The 11,853-nt window shown below is 63.7% G+C and carries 9 protein-coding genes; 3 read left to right on the top strand and 6 right to left on the bottom strand.

Annotated features, from left to right (window positions below; all coding sequences use genetic code 11):
- The first annotated feature begins 8 nt into the window (after positions 1-8).
- Positions 9-971: a glyoxalase/bleomycin resistance/dioxygenase family protein gene (locus U5A52_RS01070; RefSeq protein ID WP_321933462.1), complete on the top strand. Its 963-nt coding sequence runs from the start codon at positions 9-11 to the stop codon at positions 969-971.
- Positions 972-1,055: 84 nt separating this feature from the next.
- Here the strand turns inward: U5A52_RS01070 and U5A52_RS01065 are convergent, their stop codons facing one another.
- The 3 genes from U5A52_RS01065 to U5A52_RS01055 all read right to left on the bottom strand — a co-directional run bounded on the left by U5A52_RS01065 (position 1,056) and on the right by U5A52_RS01055 (position 6,316).
- Positions 1,056-2,597 carry a methyl-accepting chemotaxis protein gene (locus tag U5A52_RS01065; protein WP_321914513.1) on the bottom strand — a complete coding sequence of 514 codons (1,542 nt, stop codon included), beginning with the start codon at positions 2,595-2,597 and terminating at the stop codon, positions 1,056-1,058.
- Positions 2,598-2,761: 164 nt separating this feature from the next.
- The gene (locus U5A52_RS01060; RefSeq protein ID WP_321933460.1) at positions 2,762-3,802 is read right to left on the bottom strand and encodes a porin; all 1,041 of its coding nucleotides are present in this window, start codon (positions 3,800-3,802) and stop codon (positions 2,762-2,764) included.
- A gap of 78 nt (positions 3,803-3,880) precedes the next feature.
- The gene (locus U5A52_RS01055) at positions 3,881-6,316 is read right to left on the bottom strand and encodes a membrane-bound PQQ-dependent dehydrogenase, glucose/quinate/shikimate family (RefSeq protein WP_321933458.1); all 2,436 of its coding nucleotides are present in this window, start codon (positions 6,314-6,316) and stop codon (positions 3,881-3,883) included.
- A gap of 348 nt (positions 6,317-6,664) precedes the next feature.
- On the opposite strand from U5A52_RS01055, the gene U5A52_RS01050 reads away from it, so the two are divergent.
- Complete coding sequence (locus U5A52_RS01050; protein ID WP_321933456.1) at positions 6,665-7,525, top strand: 3-keto-5-aminohexanoate cleavage protein; 861 nt, start codon at positions 6,665-6,667, stop codon at positions 7,523-7,525.
- Positions 7,526-7,704: 179 nt separating this feature from the next.
- Here U5A52_RS01050 and U5A52_RS01045 read toward each other — a convergent pair whose 3' ends face one another.
- The 3 genes from U5A52_RS01045 to U5A52_RS01035 form a co-directional block, all read right to left on the bottom strand.
- A complete protein-coding gene (locus tag U5A52_RS01045) occupies positions 7,705-9,003 on the bottom strand; it encodes an MFS transporter (RefSeq protein ID WP_321914517.1) in 1,299 nt (432 codons plus the stop codon).
- A gap of 96 nt (positions 9,004-9,099) precedes the next feature.
- Positions 9,100-10,032, bottom strand: coding sequence for a 3-keto-5-aminohexanoate cleavage protein (locus U5A52_RS01040; protein ID WP_321933454.1), 933 nt, complete (start codon positions 10,030-10,032; stop codon positions 9,100-9,102).
- A gap of 64 nt (positions 10,033-10,096) precedes the next feature.
- Positions 10,097-10,879, bottom strand: a complete 783-nt coding sequence (locus U5A52_RS01035; RefSeq protein WP_321933452.1) for an SDR family oxidoreductase — start codon at positions 10,877-10,879, stop codon at positions 10,097-10,099.
- Between the two features lie 95 nt (positions 10,880-10,974).
- Here U5A52_RS01035 and U5A52_RS01030 point away from each other — a divergent pair, with 95 nt between their 5' ends.
- Positions 10,975-11,787 carry a GntR family transcriptional regulator gene (locus tag U5A52_RS01030; RefSeq protein ID WP_321933450.1) on the top strand — a complete coding sequence of 271 codons (813 nt, stop codon included), beginning with the start codon at positions 10,975-10,977 and terminating at the stop codon, positions 11,785-11,787.
- The last annotated feature ends 66 nt before the right edge of the window (positions 11,788-11,853 follow it).

Genomic DNA, 11,853 nt, shown 5'->3' with positions numbered 1-11,853 from the left:
GAACCTGAATGCTTGGCGGAACCTGTGCCGTGATGCGGCATAATTTTGCAGGACGTCTCGCGGTTCCTTTAACAGCTCCCGATCGCCACGCCGACCCAATGGAACATATCTACGCAGCCGACGATACAGGTAACCTGATTCTGCTCGAGCACGTCAATCTTCGGGTGCCTGACCAGCTTCTCGCCACCACCTTTTACGTGAGCGGTCTCGGGCTCACGCGCGACCCGTTCATGATGACCGGCGTGAACAATATGTGGATCAATATCGGCCGATCGCAGGTTCATTTGCCGACCGGAGAAGCACAGCGCGTAAGAGGCAGCGTCGGTATCGTCGTCGGTGAGCTGGATGCGCTCGTCACGCGCCTGCAAGCGGTTGCGCCGCTGCTCAGCGACACGCAGTTCGCATGGGCCGAACGCGCTGGCTACGTTGAGGTGACCTGTCCATGGGGGAATCGCTATCACTGCCTCGATCCCCAGCGCCGCCCGGACTCGGCTCCGTGGTCGAAAATCGATTTGGGAATGGCGTTCGTCAAGCTCGATGTGCCGGTCGGCAGCGCTGCCCAGATCGCCGACTTCTATCGGGACGTTTTCCGCACGCCGGTTGCCGTGCAGGACCAGGACGGCGCGCAGTGCGCCGTGATCGGCGTCGGAACACATCAGCAGTTGCTCTATGCGGAAACTTCAGAGCCGATTCCCGAGTACGACGGGCATCACATTGCGGTTTACGCCGCGAGTTTTTCGGAGCCGTACGCGCGTCTGGCCGAACATGGCGTGGTCTATGGTGAAGAGCCCCATCAGTTCCGCTTTGCCAGCATCGTGAATCCTGCATCGGGTGCGCGTTGCTTCGAACTCGAACACGAAGTGCGGAGTTTGCATCACCCGCTTTATGCACGGCCACTGGTCAACCGGAATCCGCAACAGACCAATCGCCACTATCAACAGGGCGCCGATTCGCGCGGCGGCGCGTTTTGAAGCGACGCGGCAAGCGGCGCCGCCTGTACAGCTGCCTGTTTGCCTGCTCAGTTGCGCGGCACGGTCATCGCGCACGCGTAGCGCTCACGGCGCAAGCCTGAACGCACCGACTGTCGCGCGCAGCCGTGCCGCCTGCTCGTCGAGCGCTGCGGCGGCCGCGGCCGCCTCTTCAACGAGCGCCGCATTTTGCTGGGTGACCTCATCCATCTGCGAAACCGCGCGATTGACTTCCTCGATGCCCGTGCTTTGCTCGACGGAGGCCGATTCAATCTCGCCCATGATGTCGCTCACGCGCGTGATGGAATGCACGATCTCCTTCATTCTTTCGCCCGCAAGCGCGACCTGGCCCGTACCTTCGTCCACGCGTCCCACCGAAGCGCCAATGAGCGCCTTGATATCCTTCGCAGCCGACGCACTGCGCTGCGCGAGCGCGCGGACCTCTCCAGCGACGACCGCGAATCCGCGACCTTCCTCGCCGGCGCGCGCGGCCTCGACGGCCGCATTGAGCGCGAGAATGTTGGTCTGAAATGCAATGCCTTCGATCGTGCCGATGATCTCTTCGATTTTTCTCGATTCTTCGGCAATTCCCCGCATGGTCAGGATGACTTCGTCGACTGCGGAGCCACCACGGCCCGTCGCATCGGACGCGAGTGTGGCGAGTTGGCGAGCCTGCCGGGCGTTGTCTGCATTCTGCTTCACCGTGGCGGTCAATTGCTCCATGCTGGCCGCCGTTTCCTCCAGCGAGGCCGCCTGTTCTTCGGTACGTTGCGAGAGGTCGGTATTGCCGTGCGCGATCTCCGACGCGCCGGTTGCAATCGAGTCGCTCGATTGCTGAATGCCTTGAACCAGTTCTCGCAGCTTGCCGCGCATTTCGCTGAGCGCGTGGAGCAGGCTCGATCTGTCGCCAGCGTGAAGCTCGATGTGTGCAGCGAGATTGCCGGCTGCGATCTGCGCGGCGAATTCGGCAGCGTCGACAGGCTCACCGCCCAGCGCACGGCGAATGCCACGCATCATCGACCAGGCCATGACGCCGACCATTGCGAAGATGAGCGAGGAGACGGCGAGCATGGTCCGCGCAACGCGCCAGAAAGCGGCGTCGATGTCGTCGTAGAAAAACCCCGTGCCGATCCACCATTGCCATGCGGGAATGGCCACGACGCCCTGCAATTTGGGCTCCAGCGGGCTCGTCGGGGTGCGGTGGATCAGCACGTCGACGAGCGCGATATGGTTGACGGCGAGTCCCTGGGCGTAGGCCTGAGTATCGGTGAGGTCCCCGGAAGTCGTGCGGTTGCCGCCGGACTTCTTGCCAATCAAGTCCGCCACGGGATGGACGAGATTGATGCTGTCTGACGTCGTTACCCAGAAGTAGCTCTTACTGTTCGCATTCAGCTGACCGATGGCGGTTTTCGCCGCGGCTTGTGCATCCGCGCGCGTCATCTTCCCCTGGGATTCCAGCGACTGATAGTAAAGGACCAGGTGCTCGGCCTTCAGAAGCAGATTCTGGATCTGCTCCTGACGGCCCTCGACGAGCGCCTGTTTCAGTTGTGTCAACGTGATGGCGGCGATGCAAAGCAAACCAATGAGTGCGGTGCCGGCAAGTAAGGCGAGCTTGGTCGAAACTTTCATGTCTGGCGGATAGGCAGGATGGCGATAGGTTAAATTAACCAACTGGTTAACACTATCGGCATGAGGGGTCCGACTTTAATGCTCGCTATCCCTGGGTATGGGATGTATATGGAATACGATTTGTATACTGAATAGTTAATAACGCCGCTGTGGCGAACGTCAGTCTAAAAGCGGTCGATCATCCCCAGCTGAACGCCTCGCACGGAAGCGCCGGGCCAGGAAGGCGTAAGGCCGGTCACGTTCACGCCTTTCAGGGTGAATTGCGCTTGCCCGCGATTACGAAGCCAACCGGCGCTCGCGTAGAGCAGCACCCGCTTCGAGAGATCGTATTCGCATGCGGTGCTGAACTGGTCGGCATCGTTGTCGCCTCCTGAGCGGTCACGCAGCCAGGCATAGCCGAGCGACGCCCGAAAACGAGCGCTCGCCGCATAGCGCGCGGAGACGGACACGCCATCGTTGTGATATCGCGGCGTACCGCCGTCCCCGTTGAAATACGAAAGGAATCCGGTCAACGGGCCGAACGCATAGGAGACGCCGCCCAGGTTCGCGCGCAGTGCGCCGCTACCGTGGGTTTGCTGGTGCGCGTACGAGAGGCGCAATGAGCCTTCGTGCCACGAGAACGTTTCGATGTGGCCGGCGAGTCCGTTGCCGTCGCCATCCGTTGCGTCGCGCAGCGAAGCCATGATCGTGGTGGAAAAGCCGTGCACTTCGGGCGAAAGATACGTGAGCGCATTGCTTTCGTAGGGCGTGATCTTCGAGAGATTGTTCAGGCCCGAGGCGATCGTGCCAGCACCGAATGCATCGAGCTGACCCTTGAACGGGATATAGATCGGCGAATATTGGCGGCCCATGCGCAGCGTGCCGTAGGGCGTGCCGACACCGATCCACGCTTGACGGTTGAACAGGGTGTTCGCAACGGCGAGGGTGCCGTCAGCGGAGCTGAAACCGTTTTCAAGGTCGAACAGAATCTTGACGCCGTCGCCGATATCCTCGGCGCCGCGCACGCCGAAGCGCGAGCCGCGATACGCACCGGAATCCATGCGGGCGACGTAACCCGCGCCAGGGTTCGTGACTTCGATGCTCGTGTCGATCGAGCCATAAAGCGTCACGGTGCTTTGTGCGTGGACGGGGGCGGCGTGAGCCACGAGCGCGGTTGCAGCGACGCCAAAGCGCAACGCGCAGGGTACGAGAAAAGAATGACGCATGGGTAAAGCAGAAAAGGGAGGGCGCGGCACACCGGCGATCGGCATGGCGACCCTCCCGAATACGGTCTGGTTCGACGCTTACTTCTGATCAGGCAATGCGTAAGCAATCACGTAGTCGCCGCGATCCGGCGACTGGCGCGCGCCGCCCGCCGAAATGACGATGTACTGCTTGCCGTCGACGGTGTAGCTCATCGGCGTCCCCTGGCTGCCGACCGGCAGACGCGCCTTCCACACTTCCTTGCCCGTCGAGCTATCGAAGGCGCGCAGGTAGTAGTCCTGGGTCGCCGCGAAGAATACGAGGCCGCCACCCGTCGTGAGCGAGCCGCCAATGGTCGGCATGCCGATGGGCGAGGGCATCTGCATCTGCACGCCGTAGAGGCGCGTGTCCTTCACCGTGCCGAGCGGCACTTGCCATGCGATGCTGCGCGTCTTCAGGTCGACGGCAGTGAGGCTGCCGAACGGCGGCTTCTGGCAGGGAATGCCGAGCGGCGAGAAGAAGCGGTCCTTGAGCACCGAGTACGGCGTGCCGCCAAGCGGCACCGCGCCCATGCCGGCGTTCACGGCTTCGTTGCCGTCCGAGGCGCCGCTGCGGTTCTTTGCCTTCTCGAGATGGACCCACAGACCGAGGCGCATGTCGTTCACATAGATCATGTCCGCGTTCGGGTCGTACGAGAGGCCGCCCCAGTTCATGCCGCCGAGCGAGCCCGGGAAGCTGAGCGAGCGGTCGGTGTCCGGCGCGGTGAAGAGACCGTCGTAGCGCATGCCGCGGAAGATCACGCGGCACATGAGCTGGTCGATCGGCGTGACGCCCCACATGTCCGAGTCCTTGAGCACTTCGGCGCCGATCTGCGGCATGCCCACGGAGAGCGGCTGCGTCTTCGCGTAGGGCTCGTTGGGAATCGTGGCGGGCTTGACCGGATGCTCGATGACCTTCGTGAGCGGCTTGCCGGTGAGGCGGTCGAGCACGAACAGTTGGCCCATCTTGGTGCCGACGATGAGGGCCGGCACGCGCTTGCCGTCCTGCATCGGGAAGTCGATGAGCGTGGACTGCATCGGCACGTCGTAGTCCCAGAGATCGTGGTGAACGGTCTGGAAGTGCCACTTTTCGGCGCCTGTGGTGGCGTCGAGCGCGAGAATCGACGCGCCGTACTTCTCGTCGAGCGCGGTGCGCTTCACGCCCCAGAGGTCGATCGCCGCGTTGCCCACCGGCATGTAGACGGTGTTCGACGTCGCGTCATAGGTCATCGGCGCCCACACGTTCGGCGTCGAGCGCGTGAAGATCTTGCCCTGCGCCGGCTCGGCGTGGTCGTCCGGATTGCCCGGATCGAACGCCCACTTCATCTTGCCGGTCATCACGTCGAAGCCGCGGATCACGCCGCCCGGCATGTCGAGCGAGACGTTGTCGGCCACCCGGCCACCCGTGACCACGGTCGTGCCCGCGACCGTCGGTGCGGACGTGAGCTGGTACAGCGGACTCTTCGCTTTGCCGAGCCCCGCCTTCAGCTCGATGATGCCGTGGTCGCCGAAATCGTCGCAGAGCTTGCCGGTGTCGGCGTCGAGCGCGACGAGTTTCGCGTCGATCGTGTTCATGAAGATGCGACGGCGGCAGGCGGCCGAATCGGTTCCATCGGCCGGGGCGGCAATCGGCGACACCGGCGTCGATCCGGCGACGGTGGGCTGCACGAGCGGCCTCGTCGCGTCGAAGTAGGCGAGGCCGCGGCAGCGCACCCAAACCGTGGTTTTGGTCGGGAATTCATGGCGCCACTTTTGCGTGCCGGTGGCGGCGTCCACGGCGATCACGGTGTTGTGCGGCGAGCACAGGAACAGCGTCTTGCCGACCTGCAGCGGGGTTTCCTGGTCTTCCGAGCCGCCGCCGTCGGGGCTCATCGGCGTGTCGCCGGTGTGGAAGGTCCACGCAACCTGAAGGTTCTTCACGTTGTCGCGGTTGATCTGCGCATTGCCCGCGAAGCGGTCGCCGCCGGCCGAGTGGCCGTAGGCGGTCCAGTCTTCGGTGCCGGTGTTGCCGGCCGTGGGCGTGGGCGTTTCGGCGCCGAATTTGCCGTGTGGGACGAACATGCCGTAGCCGAACGCGACGTTGCAGGCGAGCAGCACGGCGGCAAGGCCCCAGGCCGCGCCGCGCGCCGGCGTCTTGCCTTCGCCCCGGCGCAGCGCGGGCCAGGCTGGCGCGAGCAGCATGCCGATCATCGAGAACATGAAGATGCGCGTGTTCAGCGGCCAGAAGTCGAAGCCCGCTTCCCACACGGCCCATAGCGCCGTGGCGATCAGCAGGACGAGGTAGATGACGAACGCACTGGAGCGGCGCCGTGCGAGCTGCACGCCGGTTGCGCAGAGCGCGAGACCCGCCAGCAGGTAATACCCGCTGCCGCCGCGCGCGATGAGCATGCCGCCGCCGATGGTGAAGTAAAGCCCCAGGAGCAGGCCGGCGAGACCTGCCAGGGTAAAGCCGATCCGGGCCGGAGCGGGGATCGGTTCTGTGTTCGCTTGCTTGGACATACCAGTGTAAGTCGCCTAAATTAACTAAGTGGTACATTTTATGATTAAATTGGCCAGTTCGCCCGAGAAGTTGCATCGAGGGGGGCGGCACGCCCGTGCTTGCCGGTCCAGACAACTCAATTGTTTCGTATCACTAAGTTATGGCGGGGGGCGGGAGGCTGGCTCTCGGTGCAAACCCGGCAAGTGAGCGTTTATCGCACGCGCGCGTGCGATAAACGCGCGCCACGGCCGTTCGAAATATTGCTGTCCGACCGGCGTCAGCCTATCCTTGGGCGACTCGGGCTGCTTGTGTTCAGTGCTCCTTCGGCGCAAATAGCCTGATGTCTGTACATGGAAAAAGGTGTCACGATGAGTTCGACCTTGAAGCAGCCCTGCATCATTTCCGTCGCCATTACGGGTTCCGTGCCGCGCAAGAAGGACAACCCGGCCGTGCCGATTTCGGTGCCAGAGCAGATCGAAAGTACGCACGAGGCCTATGAGGCGGGGGCGACACTCGTGCACCTGCATGTGCGTGACGAAGAGGAGCGCTCCAGTTCCGATCGCAGCCGTTTCGCAGCGCTTCAGGAGGGCATCCGCAAGCACTGCCCGGACATCGTCATCCAGTTTTCGACGGGCGGACGCGGGCGCTCGTTCGAGCAGCGCGGCGCGATGCTCGATTTGCGACCCGATATGGCATCGCTGGCCACCGGCTCGGTGAATTTTCCGACCATCGTCTACGAAAACCCACCGGATTTCGTGCGCTCGTTAGCGCAGACGATGCTCGACCTCGACGTGAAGCCCGAAATCGAAATCTTCGATCTGGCGATGCTTTACAGCACCGTGGATCTGGTTCAGCAAGGTCTTCTGAAGGGGCCCGTGCACGTGCAGTTCGTGTTTGGCGTGAAGAACGCATTGCCAGCCCGGCGCGAAATCCTTGAATTCGAAGTCGCTCAACTGAACAAGCTGCTGCCGACGGCAACGTGGACTGCCGCGGGTATTGGTCGCCATCAGCTGGAGGTGAACCGCTGGACGCTCGAAATGGGCGGCCACTGCCGCACGGGTCTCGAGGACAACGTGCGCTGGGATAAGGACACGCTCGCGAAAAGCAATGCTCAGTTGGTTGAGCGAGTGGCTGCGCTGTGCGGCGAATTTGGGCGGCCGGTTGCTACGGCGAAACAGGCTCGCGAGATTCTGGCGCTTAGGCCTGTGGGTGATCAGGCGAGTTCGTGATGTTTGCGAGCATTGCAGGACTTTGATCCGCCGGGGCCCGCCCAGCGATCAGGGCGTCTCGCATCCCATGGTGGGTGTCAGCGCGCGCAAACGAAAAATGCCGCCTGGAATGGCGGCATCGTGTTTGCGAGCCTTCGCGTTCGGGTGGCCGTGTTGCAGAACGACCCCTGTGGCGACGCTTATTCGTGCCCCTGCCGCATGAACGGCGCACCGATAGCCGCGACGAGCAGCAGCACCGCGATGACGACGAGTCCGTAGCGCGTGCTGCCCGTGGTCTGTTCGATCACGCCCATGACCGATGGCCCGACGAAGCCGCCCACGAGTCCGCACGTGTTGATGATCGCGAGCCCGCCTGCGAGCGCCGCGCCTTTGAGCCGCGACGACGGGAATACGAACACGATCGACTGCACGACGAAGAACATCAGCGCGGTGAGCGAGAAGCCGACGAGGCCAAGGACCGGCCCGCTCGACGCGGCGAGCAGCATGCCAGCGGCCATGACGACGAGACCGACGACAAGCAGCAGCCGTCCGCGGCGCGCCGTGCTTGCGTATTGGGGCAACCATGCCGCACCTACTGCTGCAACGACCCACGGCAGCGAATTGAGCGAGCCGATCTGCAGCGGGGTGAGCTTGCCATACGTTCCGATAATGCCGGGCAGAAAGAAGATCACCGTATAAATTGCGATCTGGTGGCAGAAGTAAATGAAGATCGCGAGCCACACCTGGCCATCGCGCAGCGCACCAAGGAACGTGTGCCCGCCGGTGGCTGCATGGCTCCCGGTTTCGGTGCCGAGGCGCTGTCGCACCTCCTGCGCCTGCGCCGGGGTGAGCCACGCCGCGGATTCCGGGCCGTCAGGCAGCTTCTTCCAGACCACGAATGCGAGCAGGATTGCGGGCACGCCTTCGATCAGGAACATCCACTGCCAGCCCTTGAAGCCCAGGATCCCGTCCATTTCCAGCAGTGCGCCGCCCAGCGGCCCGCCCACGATATTGGCGAGACACACGCCAAGCAGAAAGTAGCCAATTGCCCGTGCGCGGTCTTCCTGACCAAACCAGTAGGTCAGGTACAGCATCACGCCGGGAAAGAGGCCCGCTTCCGCCGCACCCAGCAGCACACGCATGACATAGAACGAGACTGGCCCCTGCACGAAGGCCATCGCGGCCGAAAGCACGCCCCACGTCACCATGATGCGCGCGATCCAGAAGCGCGCGCCCACGCGATGCATGATGAGGTTGCTCGGCACCTCCAGCAGGGCATAGGACAGAAAGAAAAGACCGGCGCCCAGCCCATACGCGGCCGCCGAGATATGCAGATCGACGGCAATGTGCGCCTTGGCAAGCGCAATATTGGTTCGGTCAACGAAGCTGATGACGTAGGCCAGCACGAGCAACGGCATCAGCTTGCGAAACAGCAATGCGGTCAGTGTGCGATCGGCCGGGCGCGACAGCGAGGCGCCGCAAGCATGAGCGGTAGGCATGATCGGAAGTCTCCAAGGCACGCCGGCGGCTTGTGCCGGCGTGGCGACCCGGGTGGTCAGTTGAAAGGGGCGGTCGGGACAGGCAGCTCAGTAGATTCAGAACGCCGTGTCCGTCGCGCCCTTCAGTTCCAGTATGTCGCGCGCTTCGGCAGGCGTTGCCACATCGATGTTAAGGGCGTCGAGCACGGCGCGGATGCGCAAGACCTGTTCCGCGCTCGACGCGGCGAGCTGGCCTGGCCCGATCCAGAGCGAATCCTCGAGACCCACGCGCACGTTCGAGCCCATGGCGGCGCCAATGGTCGCGAGCGGAATCTGGTTGCGTCCCGCACCGAGGACCGACCAGCGAAAGCGCTCGCCAAACAGGCGTTGCGCTGTCCGGTGCATGTGCATCAGGTCCTCGGGGTCCGCGCCAATGCCGCCGAGAATGCCGAACACCGTCTGCACGAACACGGGGCCCGTCACGAGACCCCGGTCGACGAAGTGCTTGAGATTGTAAAGATGGCTGATGTCGTAGCACTCGAATTCGAAGCGGGTGCCGTTCGCCGCACCGATACGCAGGATGTTCTCGATGTCCTGATAGGTGTTCTTGAAGATGAGGTTGCGGCTGTTTTCCAGATGCTCGCGCTCCCAGTCGTGCTCGAAATCCTTGAATCGCTCCAGCATCGGGAAGAGGCCGAAGTTCATCGAGCCCATGTTGAGCGACGCCAGCTCTGGCTTGAAGGTGGTGGCCGGACGCATGCGTTCCTCGACAGTCATATGCGGACTGCCGCCCGTGGTGATATTGATCACCGCGTCGGTGGCCGCGCTGATCTTCGAGAGGAACGGGCGAAACAGTTCGGGGTCCTGAGAGGGCCGCCCATCGCGCGGGTCGCGCGCGTGGAGGTGCAGAACTGCAGCACCGGCGCGAGCGGCGTCGATGGCTGCCGTGGCGATCTCGTCGGCGGTGACGGGCAGATGCGGCGACATGCTCGGCGTATGGATCGCGCCGGTGGGCGCGCAGGTGATGATGGCTTTGGCTCGCTTGGCCATGGGGTCTCCTTGCTCTTCCTGATTGGGGTGGGGCGGCTGCCCGGTTCGACGTGAGCGCGACGACCTAGCTGAGTGCCTGCGTGAGGCCGTCGACGACGAGTTCCTGGCCGTGCACGTTCGCGGCCTGATCGCTGCAGGCAAAGCGCACCATGCAGGCGATGTCGCGCATGGTCACCATGCGGCCCAGTGCGGCCTGCGAGGTGTAGCTGCGCGTCACGTCCTCGAGCGGCTTGCCGAGCGAAGCCGCCTTGGCCGCGATCACGGCGCGGATGCGTGGGCCGTCGACGGCGCCGGGCAACACGGTGTTCACACGAATGCCCTGCGGCCCGAGTTCGAGCGCCAGCGACTTCGTAAAGCCCACCACGGCCCACTTCGAGGCCGAGTAGGCCGAGCGCCCCGGCATGCCCAGATGTCCCGCTGCCGACGAGAGGTTCACGATTGCCGGCGCGCGACCGTTGCGCAAGCGCGGCACCGCGGCCCGCGCGCAGAGGAACTGGCCGGTGATGTTGACGGCGAGCGTGCGTTCCCAGTCGGCAAGCGTCAGCGTTTCGATACCGCCGGTCGGCCCGGCCACGCCCGCGTTGTTGACGAGCACGTCGAGACCGCCGAGCGTTGCGTCAATGCGCTCGAAGAGCGCCGCGACGTCGCCTTCGTTCGAGACGTCCGCCTTGATGGCGAGCACGCCGGGCAACTCGGCCGCGATGCGCTCCAGACTTTGCCCCGCAACGTCGCAGACGGCCACGCGCGCACCCGCTTCCACGAAGGCTCGCGTGATTTCCAGTCCGATGCCGTCCGCGCCGGCCGTGACCAGCACGCGCTTGCCGACAAGCGATTCATCCTTCCACATGTGTTCTCTCCGTCAATAGATCGTGACCGGATTGAATGTTATAACTGTGATCACAGATCTCATATCGGGCATACCCTATGTGCTATGATCTGCTCATGGCTCTGAACGAACTCGTGACCCCGCTGACGCGCCAAACGCTCAGCCGTGACGTCTACGCGCAACTGCGCGAACTCCTGATTACCGGCCAGATGATGCCGGGCGAGCAGATTTCGCTGCGCAATATCGCAACGGCGCTTGGCGTTAGCGTGATGCCGGTGCGTGAGGCGGTGCACCGGCTGGTGGCCGAGCAGGTGCTCGAGCTCACACCCAACCGGGCGTTGCGCGTATCGACCATGAGCATCAGCCAGTTCGGCGAGATCACGCAGATCCGCGTGAACGTGGAGGGACTCGCAACGGCACAGGCGGCCGCAAGGATCGGGAAAGAAGACCTGTCGCGCGTGCAGGCGCTGCACGAACGCTTTGCCGAAGAAATGCAAAAGGCGAAGCCCGACGGTGCGAAGGTGATCGCGATGAACCAGGCGTTTCACTTCGCCATCTACGAAGCGGCGCGCATGCCCATGCTGCTGCAGATGATCGAGACGCTGTGGCTGCGCATCGGGCCGATTCTCAACTACGACCTGCGCTCAGGTTCGAAGCGCGTGGGCGAGCGCGTTGCCGTCAAGCACCACGACAAGCTGCTCGACGCGCTGCGCAAGGGCGACGGCGACGCGGCCTGCGCGGCGTTGCGCGGCGATATCGAAAGCGCGGCGGCTTATATCGTGTCGGCGGGCGTGCTGCTCAGCGCGGATGCCGGCGGGGCGGTCCCGGTTGCGGCTTCGAGCGCCAAAGTGGCAAAGCCGCCAAAGCGGGCAAATCCGGCAAAGCCGCCGCGGGCTGCGCGTGCGAAGGCCGAGTCGTCCGACGCCTGAGCGCAAGCTGGAGGAGCCGCCCGAATGTGCTGCCTGCGGGAAGGGTTATTTCCTATTGGATACACT

The organism is Paraburkholderia sp. J8-2 (assembly GCF_905220195.1).
Classification (GTDB): Bacteria; Pseudomonadota; Gammaproteobacteria; order Burkholderiales; family Burkholderiaceae; genus Paraburkholderia.
This window is presented reverse-complemented; position numbering and strand designations above follow the sequence as displayed.

Coding starts and splice junctions, on each gene's coding strand:
- U5A52_RS01070 (WP_321933462.1), top strand. CDS start 9: ATGCTTGGCGGAACCTGTGCCGTGATGCGGCATAATTTTGCAGGACGT.
- U5A52_RS01065 (WP_321914513.1), bottom strand. CDS start 2,597: ATGAAAGTTTCGACCAAGCTCGCCTTACTTGCCGGCACCGCACTCATT.
- U5A52_RS01060 (WP_321933460.1), bottom strand. CDS start 3,802: ATGCGTCATTCTTTTCTCGTACCCTGCGCGTTGCGCTTTGGCGTCGCT.
- U5A52_RS01055 (WP_321933458.1), bottom strand. CDS start 6,316: ATGTCCAAGCAAGCGAACACAGAACCGATCCCCGCTCCGGCCCGGATC.
- U5A52_RS01050 (WP_321933456.1), top strand. CDS start 6,665: ATGAGTTCGACCTTGAAGCAGCCCTGCATCATTTCCGTCGCCATTACG.
- U5A52_RS01045 (WP_321914517.1), bottom strand. CDS start 9,003: ATGCCTACCGCTCATGCTTGCGGCGCCTCGCTGTCGCGCCCGGCCGAT.
- U5A52_RS01040 (WP_321933454.1), bottom strand. CDS start 10,032: ATGGCCAAGCGAGCCAAAGCCATCATCACCTGCGCGCCCACCGGCGCG.
- U5A52_RS01035 (WP_321933452.1), bottom strand. CDS start 10,879: ATGTGGAAGGATGAATCGCTTGTCGGCAAGCGCGTGCTGGTCACGGCC.
- U5A52_RS01030 (WP_321933450.1), top strand. CDS start 10,975: ATGGCTCTGAACGAACTCGTGACCCCGCTGACGCGCCAAACGCTCAGC.